Origin of the sequence: Stappia sp. (assembly GCF_040110915.1) — a bacterium.
GTDB lineage: Bacteria > Pseudomonadota > Alphaproteobacteria > Rhizobiales > Stappiaceae > Stappia.
Genome location: NZ_CP157793.1, coordinates 3150678 through 3169969, shown reverse-complemented (window position 1 = coordinate 3169969; position 19292 = coordinate 3150678). Strand labels below are relative to the sequence as shown.

Sequence of the window (19292 nt, the reverse complement as noted above, 5' to 3'; positions counted from 1 at the left end):
ATCGGACTTTTTCTGGATCGACATTGATCGTCTCCTGAACACTGGGTGAGAGGACGCGGTCGCAAAACGCGCGAATTATCCATTTTGGATACTACAATATCCGAAATGGACTTCATTGCGGGCGCGGGCATCGCTTCGTGGGGGCACGCTGAAGTTGGACGCGCGGGATCGCGTCGCCGCGGGCCTGGAGGGGCCTTGCGCGCTTACGAATTAAAGGTCGCACAGGCGGCCGAAGTGGGAGGAAAACCATGACCAAGACGATGCGTGCCCTGATGGGCGCGACGACCGCGATTGCGGGCATTGCCCTTGCCGGCACCGCGATGGCCGAGACGATGAAGATCGGCATCACCCAGAACAACGTGGGCGTCGACAGCTATCAGACCACCTACGAGCAGGCCTTCATCTCCGCGGCCGAGGCCAATCCGGACGTCGAGACGGTGGTGCTCGACGCCGGCGGCGACGTGGCGCGCCAGATCGCGCAGATGGAAGACCTCATCCAGCAGGAGGTCGATGCAATCATCATCTGGCCGACCAACGGCGAGGCGGTGATCCCGGCGGTGCGCAAGGCGCAGAACGCCGGCATTCCGGTGATCGTCACCAACTCCAACATCGCCGAACAGGGCTTCGACTTCGTGAAGTCCTTCTCCGGGCCGGACAACATCACGCAGGGCGCGCGGGCCGCCGAGATCATGTGCGACAAGTTCAAGGACATGGGCATCGCGGGCGAGGCCCAGATCGTCCAGATCTCCGGCCAGCCGGGCTACACGACCGCCATTGAGCGGGCCAAGGGCTTCGAGGATCGCCTGCCCGAGGTCTGCCCGGACGTGACCCTGGTGGAGACCCAGCCGGGCGACTGGAACCGCGAGAAGTCGCAGCGGGTGATGGAGGCCTTCCTCGTCAAATACGACGATATCGACGGCGTCTATGCCGGCGACGACAACATGGGCGTCGGCGCGCTGAACGCGGCAAAGGCGGCCGGGCGCGACGGCATCATCTTCGTGGGCGCAACCAATTTCTCCGTCGGCTACGAGGCGATGGAGCGCGGCGAATACTGGGGCTCGATCTATCAGTCCCCGGTCGACGACGCGGAGGCCGCGCTGCAGACGGCGATCGACGTGCTCGAGGGCAAGGATGTGCCCTTCCTCAACTACTTCGACACGCCGAAGATCACCCAGGACAACATGAGCGAGTTCGACAAGCCCGTGTTCTGATCGCAGCCGATCCTGCCCGCGCGGGCCCTTGCACGGGCCCGCGCGGTGTCTGACAAGAGGCACGCGCATATGGCGCCATGGGCCAGCGGCCCGGGCGCATGTGCGTCGTCGCGGCCGCGCCGAGGACAGGGCCCCTTGCCCGCTCCGCGCAGGGCGTTCCCCGCCGGACGCATCGGCAGCGCGACGCCTCGGCGCCTCAAGGGGGCCCGGCGTTCCGGAGGGTGGAGCGTCGCGATGTGCGGCGGCGTCAGACGCATAATAAGAAATTTCAACAGGTTAGGGAGGATCTGTTGGCCGACATCACGAACAGGACGGATGGCCGCCGGCGCGCGTCCGGGGAGGAGCGCATGGGATCGACGACGCTTGCGGGCGTGGGGCGCCTGCTGGCCCGGCAGGGCATTCTGATCGCCTTCGCCCTTTTCATGATCGGGTTCACGATCGCCAACGAACGGTTTCTCGATCCCGACAACATCATGGGGGTCGTGCGGTCCTCGGCGATCCTGGGCGTGATGGCGCTGGGGGTCACCTTCGTGGTGATCAGCGGCAATCTGGATCTCTCCGTCGGCTCGATGATGTCCTTCGCGACCATCGTCGTGCTCGATCTGCACGACAAGGTCGGTCCCGCGCTGGCGATCCCCGGCATGTACGCCATGGTGCTGCTGCTCGGCGCCTTCATCGGGTTCCTGGTCGGTTATCTCAAGCTCAACTCCCTGATTGTCACGCTCGGCATGCTGTCGGCCATCCACGGGCTGACGCTGACCTATTCCGGCGGCAAGAACATGGACATCGCCGACAAGGAGGGCACCTGGTTCTCCGTCTTCGGCCAGTCGGACATCCTCGGCATTCCGGTGCCGATCCTGCTCTTCGCGCTTCTGGCCTCCGTGCTCGGCATCGTGCTGGCGAAGACGCCCTTCGGGCGTAAGGTCTATGCGGTCGGCGGCAACGGCACGGCGGCGACCTTCTCCGGCATCCGCCGGGCGCGCGTCGTCTTCGCCTGCTATCTGATGTCGGCCTTTTGCGTCGCCACCGCCGGGCTCATCCAGGCAAGCCGCTCGCTCGGCAGCCAGAACACCGTCGGCCAGGGGCTGGAACTGGAGGTGCTGGCCGCCGTCATTCTCGGCGGCGCGTCGCTGCTCGGCGGCTCGGGCACCATCTTCAAGACCGTGATCGGTGTGCTCATTCTCGGATTTATCCAGAACGGACTTTTGCTGGTCGGCCTGCAGTTCTACGCCCAATACGTCGTCACCTGGATCATCATCATCCTTGCCGTCTGGCTCGATATCGCGGCCAAACGCGGCAAGCTCTGGTCGCCGATCGCGTGAGGGAGACGCTCATGGAACCTGGAACCCTCAGCACCTTTCTCAAGCGCGGCGCCATCTGGGGCTTCATCGTGCTGGAGCTGATCTTCTTCTCCGTCGCCGGCGAATATCTGTCGCTCAGCGACAAGGCCTTCATGGATCTCGACAACATACTGCTGCTGCTGAAGCAGTCGGCGCCGATCGGGATCATCGCCGTCGGCATGACCATCGTCATGATCAACGGCAACATCGACCTGAGCGTCGGGGCCATCTTCGCGTTCTCCGCCGTGATCCTGCTCGACAGCATGACCTGGCCGATCTTCGCCGGGCTCGGCGACGGCGTCATCCTGGTGTCCTGGGCGCTGGCGCTGATGACCGGCATGCTGCTCGGCGCGATCAACGGGCTGATCGTCTGGAAGACCGGGGTGGACGCCTTCATCGTCACGCTGGGCGCCATGCTCGGCTATCGCGGCCTCGTCTTCATGTACAACGGCGAACAGCCGACCTCGCATCTGAACTGGACGCTGGTCGACTTCGCCGAGGCGCAGTTTCTCGGGCTCCACACGGCCACCTGGTTCCTGCTCGCCACCGTCGCCGCGATCTGGTTCCTGATGAATCGCACCGTGCACGGGCGCAATGCCTATGCCATCGGCGACAATCGCGAGGCCGCGGTCAACGCGGGCATTCGGGTCGGACCGCATTTCCTGATCAATTTCATGATCATCGGCTTTCTCGCCGCGCTCTCGGCCGTTGTCTTCTACTCCGAGTCCGGCTCGGTGAACCCCAATGACGGCGAGCTCTACGAGCTGTGGGCGATCACGGCGGTGGTGCTCGGCGGCACCAAGCTCACCGGCGGGTCGGGGTCCATTCTCTCCACGCTCGGCGGCGTCATCGCCATCCAGCTTCTGCGCAAGGGGCTCGGCCATATCGGCGCGGACACCGAGACGGTCAATCTGGTCATCGGGTTGATCCTGATCGCGGTGCTCTTTCTGGATCGACAACTCAATCTCAAGGGCCGGGAGGCATTGCGGGTATGAGCGCGCCACATCGAACCGAGGCCGTCCCGGCGCTGCGTCTGGAAGGCATCGTGAAGACCTTTCCGGGTGTGCGGGCGCTCGACGGCGTGTCGCTCGAGGTGCTGCCGGGCGAGGTCCATGCGCTGATGGGCGAGAACGGCGCGGGCAAATCCACGCTGATGAAGGTGCTCGGCGGTCTGCATCAGCCCGACGCGGGGCGGATCGTCGTCAACGAACAGCCCGTGCGCATGGCCTCGCCGCTCGACGCCAAGTCGAAGGGGATCGTCTTCATTCACCAGGAACTGAGCCTGGCGGGCGAACTGACGGTCGCGGAAAACATCTATCTGGGCGAATTGCCGAAGAAGCGCTTCGGGCTGGTCGACTGGGGCACGCTTTACGAGAAGACGTCCGCGATCCTGAAAAAGCTGAACGTCGGCTTCGGCCCGAAGGCCCGGGTCGGGGATCTCTCCATCGCCAACCAGCAGATGGTGGAGATCGCCCGGGCGCTGACCGTCGACGCCAAGGCGGTGATCTTCGACGAGCCGACCGCCTCGCTCACGGACGCGGAGAAGGTCGTCCTCTTCGACGTCATCGCCGATCTCAAGGCGCATGGCGTCGGCATCATCTACATCTCCCACCGCATGGAGGAGATCTTCAAGATCACCGACCGCATCAGCGTGCTGCGCGACGGCTCCTATCGCGGCACGCTGGAGACGGCGGAAACGAACGAGGACGAGGTCACGCAGCTGATGATCGGGCGCAGCCTCGACCTGAGCCGCAACACCAGCCACCACGCGCCGGGCGACGTGGCGCTGGAGGTGGAGGGCCTGTCCTGCGGCACGCTCTACACCGACATCAGCTTCCAGGTGCGGCGCGGCGAGGTCGTCGGCTTCTACGGGCTGGTCGGGGCGGGGCGGACGGAGATCGCGGAGACGCTGTTCGGGTTGCGCGAGCCGAGTGCCGGCAAGATCTATCTCGACGGCAAGGAGACCCGCATCCACTCGCCGGCGGACGCGATCGCCAAGGGGATCTCGCTGGTGCCCGAGGATCGCAAGGGGCAGGGCCTAGTGCTCGGCATGAACTGTCGGGACAACATGACCCTGCCGCAGGTGGACGACCTCAAGGCCGGGCCCTTCGTGGCGGAAGGCGCGGAGATCGCCATCTTCGACCAGTACCGCGACCGGCTCGACATCCGCACGCCGGGCTGGAAGCAGACGGTCGGCAATCTGTCGGGCGGCAACCAGCAGAAAATCGTCATCGGCAAGTGGCTGTCGATGCATCCGAACGTGCTGATCGTCGACGAGCCGACGCGCGGCATCGACGTCGGCAGCAAGTCGGAGATCCACAATCTGATCCGCGATCTCGCCGGACACGGCTATGCGGTCATCGTCATCAGCTCGGAGATGCCCGAGGTGCTGCACGTCAGCGACCGGATCGTGGCGATGTACTCGGGCCGGATCATCCGCACCTTCACCTCCGAGGAGGTGAGCGAGGACAATCTGATCCAGGCGATCTCCGGCATTTCGCCCGACAGGGCGGCCTGAGGCGCGGCCGCGCGGCCCGTCCGACGTTCGAAAACCCGAACGCGGGCGGCGGAGCGGCGTTCGGAAATCCGAACATTGCGCCGCGGTAAGCCCGCATGAATCCTCGGAAATCCGCGCTTTGCCGGTTTGGCACGATGCTTGCGGAAGGAACGGCACCGTACATGTGAGGTGCCGCAATGATCCCAGACACGCTCGATAGTTCCGCCCTGGCGGCCTGGTTGCCGGGGGCCACGCTTCCAAGCCTTCTCCTGATCGCCTTCCTGGGGGCGGCGATCAGCTTCCTCCTGCTGCCGCGCGTCGGCAAGGCGGCCGGTGCGGTCGCGGCGATTTTGCCCGCGAGCCTGTTCGCCGCCTTCGTGACCTTCGTTCCGGTGCTGGCGGTCGGCGACGGCGTGCCCAACGTCCTGCAGACCGTGCAGTGGGTGCCCTCGCTCGGGATCGATTTCGACCTGCGTCTCGACGGCTTCTCGCTGCTCTTCGTCCTGATGATCACCGGCATCGGCACGCTGGTGGCGCTTTATGCCGGCTCCTATTATGCGGAGAAGCCGGCGGCCGATCGCGGACGGTTCCTCAGCTACATTCTGCTGTTCATGGCGGCGATGCTCGGCACGGTGCTGTCCGACAATCTCGTCGTGATGTTCGTCTTCTGGGAGATGACGAGCCTCATTTCCTTCCTGCTGATCGGCTTCAATTCCACCTCGGCGGACGCGCGCAAGGCGGCGCTCCAGTCGCTGGTGATCACGGCGGGCGGCGGTCTGGCGCTGTTCGGCGGCATCCTGCTGATCGGCATGGAGGCGGGCACCTTCTCGCTGATGGCCATCACGCAGGATCCGGGCCTGGTGACCGCCAGCCCCTGGTTCGGCGTCATCGCCACGCTGGTGCTGCTCGGCGCCTTCACCAAGTCGGCGCAATTCCCGTTCCACTTCTGGCTGCCCAACGCCATGCAGGCGCCCACGCCGGCTTCCGCCTATCTGCATTCCGCCACGATGGTGAAGCTCGGCGTGTTCCTGCTGGCGCGCTTCGATCCCGTGCTGACCGCCTCGCAGACGGTCGCAATGGTGATCGTCGGCGTCGGTCTGGTCACCATGCTCGTGTCGGCGGTGCTGGCCCTGCGCTCGGAAGGCCTGAAGGCGATCCTGGCCTATTCGACGGTCGCCTCGCTGGCGCTGCTGGTCACCCTGATCGGCCTCGACGGGCCGACCACGACGGTCGGCATCGCGGGCTTCATCCTGGCGCATGCGCTCTACAAGGCCGCGCTGTTCTTCTGCGCCGGCATCGTCATCCATGCGACCGGCGCGACCCGCATTCGCGATCTCGGCGCCCTGTTCGGCCTGCTGCCGCTCACGGCGATTTCCGCGATCCTGGCGAGCCTGTCGATGGCCGGCCTGCCGCCCTTCGTCGGCTTCATCGCCAAGGAGTATGTGTTCGAGGCCAAGCTCGACTCGTCCTTCGCGGCCATCGTGACGCTGGTCGCGGTGATCGTGAACTCCGTGCTGGTGGCCATCGCCGCCATCGTCGCCCTGCGGCCGTTCTTCGCCAGGACGTCGGCCTTCAAGGGCACCCCGAAGCATGGCGAGACGCTCGGCATGACCACCGGACCGGTGGTGCTGGCCACGCTCGGCGTCTTCTTCGGCCTCTTCGCCGACATCCCGCAGTATTACATCGTCGGTCCGGCCGCCATCGCGCTTGCCGGCACGCCCTTCTACGTCTCCTTCGAGATCTGGCACGGGCTGACGCCGATGCTCGCCCTGTCGGCGCTGGTTGTGGCGCTGGGCGGCCTGCTGGTGTGGAAATGGGTTCCGATCCACACCGCGCTCGGCCGGCTGTCCTTCCTGGACCGCTATTCGGTCGAAAAGGGCTATGACGCCCTGTTCAACGGTCTCCTGGGGCTGGCGCGGGTCAGCACGCAGACCATCCAGAACGGCGACATGCGGACTTATCTGGTCGCGACAATCGCCGTCGTCACCGGCGCGCTGGGCTATGCGATCCTTGCCGGCGGGTTCGGCGCGGATGCGGCGGGTCTCAGCCTGCCGGCCTTCGCGGGCGAGGAAATCCGGCCCTATCTGGTGATCGTGTCGCTGCTGGTGGCCGTCGGCGCGGTGGTCGCGGCGCTTGCGCGCTCCATGGTCGTGTCGCTGGTCGGCGTCGGCCTGTCGGGCTACGGCATCGCGATCCTGTTCCTGAAGAACGGCGCGCCGGACCTCGCCCTGACGCAGTTCCTCGTCGAGACGCTGTTCGTGGTCATCGTCACGGCCGTTCTGGTGCGGCTGCCGGCCATCGCCGACGGTCTGCGCAGCTACTCGCGCTTCGACCTGCGCCCCGGGGATGCCGTTCTGTCGGGCGTGTTCGGTCTGGCGCTCTTCGTCGTGCTTTTGTCCATCGCGGCCAAGCCGTTCAACCCGACGGTGACCGACTATTACGCGGCGACCAGCCTGACCGAGGCCTTCGGGCGCAACGTGGTGAACGTGATCCTGGTCGACTTCCGGGCGCTCGACACGCTCGGCGAGATCGCGGTGGTGGCCTTCGCGGCGATCGCGGCCTGGGCCGTGCTGGCCGGCGGCGGCGGTCGCAAGACGGCGACGGGGACGTCCGACCGGGCGCTTCCCTCGCTGATCTTCGCGACCACGGCGCGCATGTTCTTCGTGCTGATGCTGGTCGTCTCGCTGATCGCGCTGTTCCGCGGCCACAACGAGCCGGGCGGCGGCTTCATCGGCGGGCTCATCGCCTCGGCGGGCTTCGCGGTGCTGGCGCTGGCGCTCGGCATCGAGCGGGCCCGGCGGGCGCTGCTGCTGCACCCGGTGGTGTGGATGGGCGTCGGTCTGGTGCTTGCGATCCTGTCGGGCATTCCCGGCGCGGTGCTGGACGAGTCCTTCCTCACCCACAAGTGGGCGGAACTGAACCTCGGCTTCACAACGCTCAAGGTGGGGACGACCTACCTCTTCGACATCGGGGTCTATCTGACGGTGATCGGCGGCGTGCTCGCCTTCCTGATCCGCATTCAGGAGCAGTCCGCCGGTGGATCGGCCGGCGACGCGCCGGCGCCCGTCACGGCGCCTCAAACCCCCGCAAGCCCCTATTCCCCGTCCACGCGGTCGTCCGCAATCCAAGGAGCGTCGGCATGATCTTCATCTACGCCGCGACCATCGCCATCGTCGCCGGAGCCGGGATCTACATGATCCTGGCCCGCAACCTGGTCCGCATCGTCATGGGCGTCGCCCTGCTCGCCGCCTCGGCCAACCTGCTGATCTTCCTGTCCGGACGGCTCGGCTCGGTGGCGCCCCCGATCATCCCGGACGGGGCCGACACGCTGGCGGCGAGCGCCGCCAATCCGCTGCCGCAGGCATTGGTGCTGACCGCCATCGTCATCGGCTTCGCGCTGACGGCCTTCGCCGTGGCGCTGGCGGTGAGGGCCTACCGCTCGCTCGGCACGCTGGATTCCACCGCGATGCATGACGCGGAGGCGCTCGGCTCCCCGTTCGCTGCCCCCAAGCTCACCGCTTCCAAGACCACCCCGCAGGGCTGAGGCGACCATGACCGAACATACCTACAACCTTCTGGTTCTCGTCTTCCCGGTTCTAGTGCCGCTGGCGCTGGCGGCCGTGACGGCGGTGCTGTGGCGCAGTCCGGGCCTGCAGCGCCCGGTCGCCATCCTCGGCCTCGGCGCGATCCTCGGCTGCTCGGTGCTGCTCGTCATGGCGGTGCTGCGCTACGACATTCTGGCGGTCGAATTCGGCTCCTGGCCGGTGCCCTTCGGCATCTCCTTCGTCGCCGACCGGCTGGCGGCGGCGCTGGTCGCGATCACCGGCGTGCTGGCGCTGTGCGTCGGCATCTTCAGCCTGCGCGACATGCGCAAGATCCATCTGCGCGGCGGCTTCTACCCGCTGTTCTTCGGCATGATCGCCGGCGTCAACGGCGCGTTCCTGACCGGCGACGTTTTCAACCTCTATGTCTGGTTCGAGGTGATGCTGATCACCTCGCTCGGTCTGCTGGTGATCGGGCGCACGAAGGCGCAGATCGACGGCGCGATCAAATACGCGCTGCTGAACCTGATTGGCACCGTGCTGTTCCTGATGGCCGTCGGCCTTCTCTACGGCGCGGCCGGCACGCTGGCCTTCGCCGATCTGGCCCGCGTGCTGCCGACGCTGGAGCCGACGCCGGGTCTCGTGGGGGCGGCGATCCTGTTCCTCTGCGCTTTCGGCATCAAGGCGGGCGTGTTCCCGCTGTTCTTCTGGCTGCCGGCGAGCTACCACACCGCGCCCTTCACGATCTCGGCGATCTTCGCCGGTCTCTTGACCAAGGTCGGGGTCTATGCCGCGTTTCGCGTCTTCACCCTGCTGTTCACGGTCGAGGAGTCGGGCATTCGCGAGATCGTCGCCGTGGTCGCGGCGCTGACCATGGTCACCGGCGTGTTCGGAGCGGCCGTGCAGTGGAACATCCGCCGCATCCTGTCGTTCCACATCATCTCGCAGATCGGCTACATGCTGATGGGACTGGCGATCGCGACCCCGCTCGCGCTGGCCGGCGCGGTGTTCTACATCGTCCACCACATCATCGTGAAGGCGAACCTGTTTCTGCTGGCCGGCGCGATCCGCCAGGCGAGCGGCACGGACGACCTGAAGAAGTCGGGCGGGCTGCTCAAGAGCCATCCCTGGCTCGCGGTGCTCTTCCTGGTGCCGGCGCTGTCGCTGGCCGGCCTGCCGCCGCTGTCGGGCTTCTGGGCGAAGTTCCTGGTGGTCGACGCGTCCTTCAAGGGCGACATGGCGTGGCTTGCGGCGGTCGCACTCTTCACCGGTCTGCTGACCCTCTACTCCATGACCAAGATCTGGATGGAGGCCTTCTGGAAGGCGCCGGCCACCGAGCGTGTGCGGGTGCGCCGCGTGCCGCTGGCGATGACCGCGCCGATCGTGGTGCTCGGCGCCATCACGCTCGCCATCGGCTTCAACGCCGAGCCCTTCGTGCAATTCGCCGAAATGGCGTCGGTCACCCTGACCGACCCGGACGTCTATGTCGCCGCGTTCTTCGGAACCGAGACCGACGTCGGCGCCGTCACCCTGGAAAGGAGCGAATGATGATCAGCCTTGCCAAGCGCCTGTTGGCCTTCGCGGTGCTCTGCGGCGTATTCCTGGTGGAACTCGTCAAGGCCTCCGTCGATGTGGCGATCGCGGTGTTTTCCGACACCACGCGCCTCAGGCCCGCCATCGTCGCCGTGCCGCTCGATCTCAAGACCGACATGGGCATCGCGACGCTCGCCAATCTGGTGAGCCTGACGCCGGGCACGACCTCAATGCATGTGTCGGATGATCGCCGGACGCTGTACGTCCATGTTCTGGATCGCGACAGCGACGAAGAGGTCATTCGCGGAATCAAGGACACGTTCGAAACCCGCGTGCGGGCGGTGGAGCCGGCCGGCTCCGACGACGCACGCGGCAACAAGGGAGCCGTGGCATGACCATCGAACCGCTCGTGTCGATGCTCGACACCTTCAACACGATCCTGATCCTCTTCGTGATCGGGGCGTTCACGCTGACCGCGGTCCGGCTGGTCAAGGGCCCGACCTACGCCGACCGTTTCGTCGCCATCGACATGCTGACCGGGCTCGGCGTGGCGGCCTGTGCGCTGACGGCGCTGGCGACGGGACGCGACGAGTTCCTCGACGTCGCCTTCGCGCTGGCGCTGATCGCCTTCGTCGCGACCGCCGCCTTCGCGGCCTTCCTGGAGCGCAAGGCGGCCGCCACGCAAGGGCGGACCGCGCGGCAAACGGCGACCGGCAAGCCCGTCGCCCGCACCAAGTCCAAGACGGCCGAAGGAGTGGCATGATGGTCGAGATTGTCGCACTTCTCGTGAAACTCGTCGGCGTCGGCTTCCTGCTGGTCGCCACCGTGGGGCTGCTGCGGTTCTCCGATCCCTTCCAGCGCATGCACGCCGCGACCAAGGCGGGCACGCTGGGCGCGGGACTGGTGCTGGTCGGCACGATGGTGAACAAGTCCAGCATGGACGCCACCATCACCGGCGGCCTGACGCTGCTGTTCCTGATCCTCACCATTCCGGTGGCGAGCCATCTTCTGGCCCGCGCCGCCTATGTGTCGGGCGCGCGGCTCGCCGGCGTCGGCGAGGCGGACGCCCTGCGCGACGTCATCGACCGGTTCGACGAGCCGCTCGAGCGGCAGGCCGAACGGGTCGACTTCGTCGCCGGGGGCGCGCCCCAGGGTGGCGGAACGGCCGCGCCGGAGGCGGTGCTCAATGCCGATCCGGTCCTTGGACAACTGCCGGAGCAGAACTTTGCCTCGCTCAAGGACGCGATCGCGCCGGAGCGCGTGCGCTTCGCCGCGGTTGGCAGTGCCGCGCCGCTGCTGGCGCGCCGCGCGGCCGGCTTTGCGGCCCGCACGGCCCTGCCGCTCACGGCCGTGGTGGCGGTCGACACCAAGTATGTCGACGCGACCGACAACAGCGCGGAGACCATGCGGCTCATCCGGGACAAGGTCAGCCACTGGCTGCCGGACCTGCGCGAGCTGTCGGACACGCTCGGCGTTCCCATCGATCTGGTCTATGAGGAAGGCAACGCCGAGGCGCTGATGGCCGGCGTCGGCGATGTGCGCGAGTTCCTGGTGCTGCCCATCGAGGGCTGGGCCGATCACGGCGTCGGCGTCGCCACGCCGCATGCGACCAAGGAGCCCGACGGGCTGCTGCGGGTCGCCGGCATGCACCCCGGTCCGGTGATGTATGCGGTGGACGAGCAGAAGGCGGGGCCCGTCGCCGTGGTCTTCGACGGCTCCTACAACGTCTGGCGCGGGCTGGATCTGGCGCTGGTCGAGGGGCTTTGGACCATGAGCGAGTTGCGGGTCTACGGCTTCGTCGACGCGGCCTCGCGCGCGGAGATCGAGCGGCGGGCGGCCGAGGCCAGGGTGCCGGTGGTCTTCTCCGGTGCCGACGAACAGGCTCCCGAGGGCGCCATGCTGCCGGAGGCGGTCGCCCGCGACGCGGTGGCGGTGATCCTGCCGGATCTGCCCCGGCCCCTGCGCACCCGCTGGTACGGCGTGTTCTGGCTGGACAAGATCTCGCCGGGATGGCGCGGCGACGTTCTGGTCTGGACGTGATCCGGCCCGCCGCCTAACCTTCACGGTACCGAAAACCGAAGCGACGCGCGGGGGATGGCCATCGGCCATCCCCCGTCCGCCTTTGAGCGCCAAGCGTTGGATATGCTGCCGTGAGCACAGGGATTGGAAAGCCGCGATGACGTCGAAAGGAATGCCGGGCGGGTCGGCGGATCGCCCCGCCGGTCCGGCCTCGCGGTGGCGACGTCCGCACGATTGGCCGCTGGTCTGGCGGTTGCCGGTGATGATGGCGGCCCTTGTGCTGGTGCTCGCCGTCGTCCTCACGACCCTCGGTCTGCGCGAGCTCGAAAAGCGCGACGTCTTCGTGCGCATCGATGTCGCCAGTGCCTTTCTCGACACGCTCGCCGGGGTCGTCGAACCGGTTGTGGCGCAAGGCGGCGCGGTGGCGGAGATGGAGGCGCTTCTGTCGGCGGCGGCACGCTTCAAGCCCGCCCTGCGCAACGAGGCGGTGGCCGCCTGCTGTGCCGCCGGGGGCGAGATCGTGATCACCTCGTCCTATCCCGACGAACAGGACACCACCTTGCGCGAAACCGAGGCCGCGCTGACGGACTGGCTTGCGGCCAATGCCGACCTTGCCGTCGGCGAAACGGCCGTGCGGGTCGTCGAGGAGCGATCCAAGCTGCTCGTCGTGCAGGCTTATCCGCCGCGCAACGGCGCGCCGCTGCGGCTCGGCGCGGCCTTCGATCTGGAGCATGAGTTCGCCCGGCACGCGCAATTGCAGCGGGCGGCGATCGCCATCGACATCTCGCTCTCCGTGCTGGCGGCGCTGATCACCTTCTTCGTGTCGCGCCACAGCCTGAAGCCGATCGACACGCTGACGCGGGCGCTGGCCGATCCCGATCACGACCTGGAGGCGATCGGCGACGCGGCGGGGCCGCACACGGAAATCGGGCGGCTGCATGCGGCCCTGAAGAGCCGGGCGGAGGTGGATGCGCGCGCATCCGCGCTGGCGCGCGCGGAAGGGGAACGGGCGCGCGAGGCGATGCTCGCCAAGCTCGCGGCGGGGCTGGCGCATGAGGTGCGCAACCCGGTCGCCGGCATGAGCGCGGCCGCCTCCACCCTGCGCCGCTACGGCGACAACGACGAGGTGCGCGAGGAAACCATCGCGCTGATCGAGCGCGGCCTGCAGAGCATCGACCGTGTCGCGGCCAGCATGCTGTCGACCTACCGCCCGCCGGAGGGCAAGCGCGATCTGCTGCCCGCCGATCTGGACGACCTCAAGACGCTGATCAATCCGAAGGTGCGCGCCAAGCGCATCGCGCTGGAGTTTTCCAACGGGCTCGCAACACCTTTCGCCACCAATGCCGATGCGGTGCGCCAGATCGCGCTCAACCTGTTGCTCAACGCCACCGAGGCGACGCCGCAGGGCGGGAGCGTCGGCTTCGAGGCGCGCGTCGCCGAGGCCACGCTCATCCTGCGCGTCACCGACGGCGGCCCCGGACTGCCCGACGAGGCCTTCTCCGTGCTCACCGGCGAGGGCCGCGCGAAGGGGCCCCAGTCGCGCCGCCTAGGGCTTTGGCTGGTGCATCAGCTCATCGACGATGTCGCGGGGCGGATCGCGATCTCCACGAAATCCGACAAGGGCACGGCGATCACCATCACCATCCCCGCGCAGGAGAGCGAGACGGACAATGCCTGACATGATCCTGCTCGTGGAGGACGACGAGATCCTCGGCCCCTCCCTGCGCCAGCGGCTGGTGCTGGACGGGTTTTCCGTCGAGCACGCGACGACGCTTGCCGGCGCCCGCGACATGCTGGCGAAACGCGCGCCGAGCTTCGTGTTGTCCGACATCCGCCTGCCCGACGGGTCGGGCGCGGATCTGCTCGCCGAGATCATCGCGCAGCACGGCTCGGTGCCGACCATCTTCATGACCGCCTATGGCAGTCTCGATCAGGCGGTGGACCTGGTGCGGGCCGGGGCGCGCGACTATCTCGCCAAGCCCTTCGATCTCGACGAACTGGTGGCGCGCATCAAGGACATGCTGACGCCGGCCGACGCTCCGCTCGGCGAGGGGCCTTTCGCGACGCTCGGCCTGTCGCCGGCGACCCAGGCGCTGCGCGGCACGCTGGACCGGCTCGCCGGGGTCGACCTGCCGGTCCTGCTGATCGGCGAGACGGGCACGGGCAAGGAGGTCGCGGCGCGGTATCTGCATGCCGCGGGCTCAGGCGGAGAGCGGCCGTTCGAAGCCGTCAACTGCGGGCAGATTTCCTCCGAACTGGCGGATTCCACCCTGTTCGGCCATGAGCGCGGCGCGTTTACCGGCGCGCACGACCGGCGCATCGGCGTCATGGAAAGCGTCGCCGACGGCACGCTGCTGCTCGACGAGATCGGCGAGACGCGGCACGACCTGCAACTCAAGCTGCTGCGGGTGCTGCAGGAGCGCAGGTTCCGCCGCCTCGGCGGCTCAAGCGATCTGGAGTTTCGCGGGCGGATCGTCTGCGCCACCAACATCGATCTGGCCGAGGCGGTGAGCGACGGCACCTTTCGCGAGGACCTGCTGTTTCGCATCAACGTGGTGACCCTGCGCCTGCCGCCCTTGCGCGAGCGCCCCGAGGAGATCGCGCCGCTGCTCAAGACCTTTGCCGCAAGCGCCGCGACGCGCATGGGGGTCACGGCGAAGGAGGTGTCGCAGGCGGCCCTCGATGCAGCCCGCGCACACGACTGGCCGGGCAACATCCGCGAATTGCGCAACCGGGTGGAACGCGCCGTGGCGCTGGCGAGCGGGCCGGTGATCGCACCGCAGGATCTCTTGCCCGAAGTCTCGACGGGAAGCGCCGTGTCGCCGGGGGGCGCGGCGCGCGCGCCCCACCCTGCGCGCGATCCGGACGACCCCTTCCCCTCGCTGGCCGAGGTGCGCGACCGGGCCGAGCGCGCGCATATCGTGCGGGCGCTGGAGGCGAGCGACGGGCGGCTGCAGGATGCGGCGGAGCTTCTGTGCGTATCGCGCACGACGCTGTGGGAGCGCATGCGCCGGCACGGGATCGAACGCGGCTGAGGGCCGGCCGGGCGCGCGGTTTTCAATCGTCCCATCGGCGGCGGCGTCAGTCGTCCCAGTGTGGAAAGACGTCGGGGCCGTAGAGTTCGGCGATGCGGGCGCGCTCTCCTTCGTCCGGGCGGGCGTGCGACAGATGCCGGCTGGTGAGCGTGCCGCCGTGCAGTCCCGCAAGCTGGACGGCGGTCTGCGCCATCAGGATCAGCCCGGCGATGCCGTTGAGCACCACCGCGCCGCTGTCGAAGCGGGTCAGGCCGGCCTTGTCCATCAGCGCCATCACGACCCCGCCGGCCGGGATCACCACCTCGGCCGCGCCGAGATCGCGGGCAACGGCGTGCTCGATGGCGTCCAGGAGTTCGGCGCGGGCCCGCGCGTCGTCGAAGGCCGCGCCCAGCGCGGTCAGCCGGGGCGTGTCGAGGACGGCGATGCCGGCCAGCCGGGCGTCGAGCCGCGCGGCGCGCAGGGCGCGGTCCAGCCGGGCGGCATATTTGGCGTTGGGACAGATGAGGCCGTAGGACTGGCCCATCATGTGGCTGAGCGCAATGCTCGTCTCGCCGAGCCCAAGCACGGGAAAGGGCGCGATCTCGCGGGCTTCCTCCAGGCCGATATCGAAGAAATTGCCGATCACGAAGGCGTTGGCCTTTTCCGCCACCGCGCGGCGCAGGTTGGCCAGCACATCGCCCTTGGACTCATGCGCCAGTGTCGCGTGATACTCCGCGATGCCGCGCTGCGTGCCCTTGAGAACGATCTCCGTCGCCGGCGCTTTCGCGCGCGCGAGCATCGCCTCCAGATGCGCCGGATAGCCGCCCCAGGCGTCGAGCCGGCCAAGGCTCTGGTACCAGATCCGCATGACGCCCCCCGCTCAGTCCGGTTCGCCGGCCGGCGCCGCCGTCGCGGACCGGCGCAGGCGCCGCCGCAGCCCGGAGAGGAGCGGCATCAGCAGAAAGACGAGGGCGAGCGCCAGAAACCCGGCGGCGATGGGCCGGTCGAGAAAGATCGCGAAGTCGCCCTGCGACATCTCCAGCGACCGGCGCAGCCCGCCCTCCATCATCGGACCGAGGATCAGCGTCATGATGATCGGCACCAGCGGGAAGTCGAGCTTGCGCATGACGTAGCCGATCAGGCCGAACACCGCCAGAAGGCCGAGGTCGAACTGGCTGTTGGCGAGGCTGTAGGCGCCGACGACCGTGAACCCCAGAATGACCGGAAAGAGGAAGCTGTAGGGGATGCGCAGGATCGACACCCACATCGGGATGAAGGGCAGATTGAGCACCAGCAGGATGACGTTGCCGACATACATGGAGGCGATCAGCGTCCACACGAGATCGCTTTGCTCCTGGAACATCATGGGGCCTGGCACGATACCGTTCATCAGGAGCGCGCCTATCAGGATCGCGACGACGCCGGAGCCCGGGATGCCGAGGGTCAGAAGCGGCAGCAATGCGCCGTTGGCGGCGGCGTTGTTGGCGCTTTCCGGCCCTGCGACGCCCTCGATCATGCCGGTGCCGAATTTCTCCGGCGTGCGCGACAGGCGCTTTTCGGTGACATAGGACATGAAGGCGGCCGGGATCGTTCCCATCCCCGGAATGATGCCGATCAGGAAACCCATGATCGTGCCACGCGCCATTGCCGGCGCGGAGCGGCGGGCGTCCTCCCGCGTGACCCGCAGCTTGCTGACCGCCGTCTTGCCGAAGCTGGTCGAGGGGTCTTCCAGGTTCTTGAGGATTTCGCCGACGCCGAACAGGCCGATGATCGCGGGAATGAAGGCGATGCCGTCGAGCAGATGCATCTGCCCGAAGGTCAACCGCGGCAGACCCATCACCGGATCGGTGCCCACCATCGCCAGCAGCAGCCCGAAGACCGTGGTGATCAGCCCGCGCAGCACCGAAGAGCTGCCGAGGGTGACGACGAGCACGAGGCTGAGCACGATCAGCGCGAAGAACTCCGGCGGGCCGAAGCTGAGGGCGAGCGAGGTCAGCGGCAGGGCGATCATGGCGAGCACGCCGACGGTGACCGTGCCGCCCACGAAGGAGGCGACGGCGGCGATCGCCAGCGCCGTGCCGGCGCGCCCCTGCCTCGCCATCATGTGCCCCTCGACGGCGGTCATCGCGGCGCCGCCGGTGCCCGGCGTGTTGAACAGCACGGCGGTGATCGTGTCGCCGTACTGGCAGCCGTAGTAGATCGCCGCGAGCATCACGATGGCGGCGGTGGGGTCCATCGCCGCGGTGATCGGCAGCAGGATCGCGATGGCGGCCGAGGGACCGAGCCCGGGCAGCATGCCGACGAGGGTGCCGAGAAAACACCCGGCAAAGGCGAAGAGCAGGTTTTCCAGCCGCAGGGCGTTGCCGAACCCGTCGAGGAGCAGCCCGAAGTTTTCCGTCATGGTCGAAAGGGTCCGTTACAGGCCGAGCACGCCGCCCGGCAGGGGAACGTTCAGCAGGCCCTTGAAGAAGGCGTGATAGGCGAAGGCGAGGACGAGCGCGAGGCCGGCGCTCAACAGCAGCCGGTGCCGGCCCAGGACGGCGAACATCACCAGGAAGAACAACACCATCGCGGGGCGAAAGCCGATGTCCTCGATGAAGACGGCAATGGCCAGCAGGGCCACCAGCACGGTGGCGATCCGCGCATAGGCCCAAGGCTCCCGCGCGAAGGCGACGTCCGGCAAGGTGTCGGGCCGCGCGACCGCCTGAAAGAGCAGCCCCAGCGACAGGAGCGCCAGAATGCCCGCCAGAATGGCGGGGAAGAACCCCGCGCCGGGACCGAGGAACGAGTAGAACTGCATGCTCGCGGCCTGCTGGGCGATCACGCCGGCCACCAGCAGGAGCGCCAGGGCCGCGATCGTATAGGCGCCATGCACTCTGCGCATTGGCCGTCTCCCCATGTGTCCGTGGTTCGAGCCGGGTGTGAAGCTCAAGGCTGTGCTCGAGACGGGCTCGGAATGTGGTCGAGAAGGTCGGGGCCGTGCTCCCGGCGCCGGAATCCCGTCTCGGGATCCCGGCGGAGGAGACGTTACTGCTGGGCGCTGCGGGCCAGCTCGATCAGCCGCGCCTGGCGCGCCTCGAAGGCGGCCCAATAGTCGTCGAGCGTGTCGGCGGCCATGTAGTTCGATTCCAGCGCGAGCGCGGTCAAGCGCGCCTGAAACTCCGGCTTGGCGATGACGGTCTCGATGGCGCCCGACAGGGTCGCGACCGCATCGGCCTCCATGCCGGCGGGGCCGATCACCGCGAAGGACGACGGCGCGGCGACGTCGATGCCCTGATCGTTCAGCGTCGGCAGATCGGGCAGGAAGGCCGTGCGTTTCTCGCCGAAGAAGCCGATGGCGCGCATCTTGCCGGCCTCGATGTGCGGGATCGTCGTCTGCGTGCCGTTGATCGCGACATCGACATCGCCCGCGAGAAGCGCCGTGACGAGGGGCGCGGCGCCGTCGAAATGCACGAAGGCGAACTGAACGCCCGTGGCGTCTTCCAGCGCGATGCCGGGCAGGTGCCCGTTGCTCATCAGGCCGACGGTGCCCATGCGGATCGTGCGCGGGTTTTCCCGCGCCGCATCCACCAGGTCGTTGACGGTCTGGAAGGGACTGTCGGCCTGAACCGCGAGAAGGTTCGCGCCGGAAATGTAATGGGCGATCGGGGTGAAGCTCGACCGGTCGTAGGGCGCCTGACGGGCCTCGTCGACATAGGTCATGACCAGCGAGGGCAGCGAGGCGAGCGACAGCGTGTGGCCGTCCGGCTCCGCCCGGGCAAGCGCCGTGCTGCCGATCTGCGTGGTGGCGCCGGGGCGATTGACAACCTCGAAGGGCACGCCGAGTTCGGGTTCCAGAAACTCCGCCAGCAGGCGGGCGCTGACATCCGTGGTGCCGCCGGGCGAGAACGGCACGATCACAGTGATCGGCTTGTCGTCCTGCGGAAAAGCGCCCACCGACGCCGGCGCGAGCGAAAACAGTGCGGCCGCGATGGCGACGCTCTTGATCAGGTTGCGCATGCATCCTCCTCCCAAATGCGGTGCAACGGGTCGGACGACGAAACGTCCGGCACGACCGACCATCGCAAAGTGTCGACAGTAGAGTCAACAGAATTGCGTAATTCGAATGACGAATGCGAAATTTTCGAGAAAATCAG

General features: G+C 67.6%; 16 protein-coding genes. 12 read left to right on the top strand and 4 right to left on the bottom strand.

The features are described 5' to 3' along the window. The first annotated feature begins 248 nt into the window (after positions 1-248). From ABL312_RS14150 to ABL312_RS14095, 12 genes are all read left to right on the top strand, one after another. Positions 249-1211: a sugar ABC transporter substrate-binding protein gene (locus tag ABL312_RS14150; RefSeq protein ID WP_349358047.1), complete on the top strand. Its 963-nt coding sequence runs from the start codon at positions 249-251 to the stop codon at positions 1209-1211. Between the two features lie 347 nt (positions 1212-1558). Continuing rightward, on the top strand, positions 1559-2533 hold the full coding sequence (locus ABL312_RS14145; protein WP_349358046.1) for an ABC transporter permease: 975 nt from the start codon (positions 1559-1561) through the stop codon (positions 2531-2533). 11 nt (positions 2534-2544) lie between these two features. Then, positions 2545-3546 (top strand): ABC transporter permease, encoded by a 1002-nt coding sequence (locus tag ABL312_RS14140; protein ID WP_349358045.1) that lies wholly within the window; start codon positions 2545-2547, stop codon positions 3544-3546. Next, a complete protein-coding gene (locus tag ABL312_RS14135; protein WP_349358044.1) occupies positions 3543-5069 on the top strand; it encodes a sugar ABC transporter ATP-binding protein in 1527 nt (508 codons plus the stop codon). The genes ABL312_RS14140 and ABL312_RS14135 overlap by 4 nt, the downstream gene beginning before the upstream one ends. 176 nt (positions 5070-5245) lie before the next feature. Beyond that, the gene (mbhE, locus tag ABL312_RS14130) at positions 5246-8191 is read left to right on the top strand and encodes a hydrogen gas-evolving membrane-bound hydrogenase subunit E (protein ID WP_349358043.1); all 2946 of its coding nucleotides are present in this window, start codon (positions 5246-5248) and stop codon (positions 8189-8191) included. Next, positions 8188-8592, top strand: coding sequence for an NADH-quinone oxidoreductase subunit K (locus tag ABL312_RS14125; RefSeq protein WP_349358042.1), 405 nt, complete (start codon positions 8188-8190; stop codon positions 8590-8592). The genes mbhE and ABL312_RS14125 overlap by 4 nt, the downstream gene beginning before the upstream one ends. Positions 8593-8599: 7 nt before the next feature. Next, positions 8600-10138 (top strand): Na+/H+ antiporter subunit D, encoded by a 1539-nt coding sequence (locus ABL312_RS14120; protein WP_349358041.1) that lies wholly within the window; start codon positions 8600-8602, stop codon positions 10136-10138. After that, complete coding sequence (locus ABL312_RS14115) at positions 10135-10518, top strand: Na+/H+ antiporter subunit E (RefSeq protein WP_349358040.1); 384 nt, start codon at positions 10135-10137, stop codon at positions 10516-10518. The genes ABL312_RS14120 and ABL312_RS14115 overlap by 4 nt, the downstream gene beginning before the upstream one ends. Beyond that, positions 10515-10886, top strand: a complete 372-nt coding sequence (locus ABL312_RS14110; protein ID WP_349358039.1) for a monovalent cation/H+ antiporter complex subunit F — start codon at positions 10515-10517, stop codon at positions 10884-10886. Before ABL312_RS14115 ends, ABL312_RS14110 begins: the two co-directional genes overlap by 4 nt. Beyond that, positions 10883-12163, top strand: coding sequence for a monovalent cation/H(+) antiporter subunit G (gene mnhG / locus ABL312_RS14105; RefSeq protein ID WP_349358038.1), 1281 nt, complete (start codon positions 10883-10885; stop codon positions 12161-12163). Before ABL312_RS14110 ends, mnhG begins: the two co-directional genes overlap by 4 nt. Before the next feature lie 136 nt (positions 12164-12299). After that, on the top strand, positions 12300-13820 hold the full coding sequence (locus tag ABL312_RS14100) for a HAMP domain-containing sensor histidine kinase (protein WP_349358037.1): 1521 nt from the start codon (positions 12300-12302) through the stop codon (positions 13818-13820). After that, positions 13813-15177, top strand: coding sequence for a sigma-54 dependent transcriptional regulator (locus ABL312_RS14095; protein ID WP_349358036.1), 1365 nt, complete (start codon positions 13813-13815; stop codon positions 15175-15177). The genes ABL312_RS14100 and ABL312_RS14095 overlap by 8 nt, the downstream gene beginning before the upstream one ends. A 46-nt stretch (positions 15178-15223) precedes the next feature. Here the strand turns inward: ABL312_RS14095 and ABL312_RS14090 are convergent, their stop codons facing one another. The 4 genes from ABL312_RS14090 to ABL312_RS14075 all read right to left on the bottom strand — a co-directional run bounded on the left by ABL312_RS14090 (position 15224) and on the right by ABL312_RS14075 (position 19155). After that, complete coding sequence (locus tag ABL312_RS14090) at positions 15224-16024, bottom strand: aspartate/glutamate racemase family protein (RefSeq protein ID WP_349358035.1); 801 nt, start codon at positions 16022-16024, stop codon at positions 15224-15226. A gap of 12 nt (positions 16025-16036) precedes the next feature. Next, positions 16037-17557 carry a tripartite tricarboxylate transporter permease gene (locus tag ABL312_RS14085; protein WP_349358034.1) on the bottom strand — a complete coding sequence of 507 codons (1521 nt, stop codon included), beginning with the start codon at positions 17555-17557 and terminating at the stop codon, positions 16037-16039. 15 nt (positions 17558-17572) lie between these two features. Further along, a complete protein-coding gene (locus tag ABL312_RS14080; protein ID WP_349358033.1) occupies positions 17573-18040 on the bottom strand; it encodes a tripartite tricarboxylate transporter TctB family protein in 468 nt (155 codons plus the stop codon). A 143-nt stretch (positions 18041-18183) separates the two neighbouring features. Further along, positions 18184-19155, bottom strand: coding sequence for a tripartite tricarboxylate transporter substrate binding protein (locus tag ABL312_RS14075; protein WP_349358032.1), 972 nt, complete (start codon positions 19153-19155; stop codon positions 18184-18186). Between the last annotated feature and the right edge of the window lie 137 nt (positions 19156-19292).

What these genes read in the sequence shown, in the direction of transcription:
- ABL312_RS14150 (WP_349358047.1), top strand. Translation starts at nt 249, where the DNA reads ATGACCAAGACGATGCGTGCCCTGATGGGCGCGACGACCGCGATTGCG.
- ABL312_RS14145 (WP_349358046.1), top strand. Translation starts at nt 1,559, where the DNA reads ATGGGATCGACGACGCTTGCGGGCGTGGGGCGCCTGCTGGCCCGGCAG.
- ABL312_RS14140 (WP_349358045.1), top strand. Translation starts at nt 2,545, where the DNA reads ATGGAACCTGGAACCCTCAGCACCTTTCTCAAGCGCGGCGCCATCTGG.
- ABL312_RS14135 (WP_349358044.1), top strand. Translation starts at nt 3,543, where the DNA reads ATGAGCGCGCCACATCGAACCGAGGCCGTCCCGGCGCTGCGTCTGGAA.
- mbhE (WP_349358043.1), top strand. Translation starts at nt 5,246, where the DNA reads ATGATCCCAGACACGCTCGATAGTTCCGCCCTGGCGGCCTGGTTGCCG.
- ABL312_RS14125 (WP_349358042.1), top strand. Translation starts at nt 8,188, where the DNA reads ATGATCTTCATCTACGCCGCGACCATCGCCATCGTCGCCGGAGCCGGG.
- ABL312_RS14120 (WP_349358041.1), top strand. Translation starts at nt 8,600, where the DNA reads ATGACCGAACATACCTACAACCTTCTGGTTCTCGTCTTCCCGGTTCTA.
- ABL312_RS14115 (WP_349358040.1), top strand. Translation starts at nt 10,135, where the DNA reads ATGATGATCAGCCTTGCCAAGCGCCTGTTGGCCTTCGCGGTGCTCTGC.
- ABL312_RS14110 (WP_349358039.1), top strand. Translation starts at nt 10,515, where the DNA reads ATGACCATCGAACCGCTCGTGTCGATGCTCGACACCTTCAACACGATC.
- mnhG (WP_349358038.1), top strand. Translation starts at nt 10,883, where the DNA reads ATGATGGTCGAGATTGTCGCACTTCTCGTGAAACTCGTCGGCGTCGGC.
- ABL312_RS14100 (WP_349358037.1), top strand. Translation starts at nt 12,300, where the DNA reads ATGACGTCGAAAGGAATGCCGGGCGGGTCGGCGGATCGCCCCGCCGGT.
- ABL312_RS14095 (WP_349358036.1), top strand. Translation starts at nt 13,813, where the DNA reads ATGCCTGACATGATCCTGCTCGTGGAGGACGACGAGATCCTCGGCCCC.
- ABL312_RS14090 (WP_349358035.1), bottom strand. Translation starts at nt 16,024, where the DNA reads ATGCGGATCTGGTACCAGAGCCTTGGCCGGCTCGACGCCTGGGGCGGC.
- ABL312_RS14085 (WP_349358034.1), bottom strand. Translation starts at nt 17,557, where the DNA reads ATGACGGAAAACTTCGGGCTGCTCCTCGACGGGTTCGGCAACGCCCTG.
- ABL312_RS14080 (WP_349358033.1), bottom strand. Translation starts at nt 18,040, where the DNA reads ATGCGCAGAGTGCATGGCGCCTATACGATCGCGGCCCTGGCGCTCCTG.
- ABL312_RS14075 (WP_349358032.1), bottom strand. Translation starts at nt 19,155, where the DNA reads ATGCGCAACCTGATCAAGAGCGTCGCCATCGCGGCCGCACTGTTTTCG.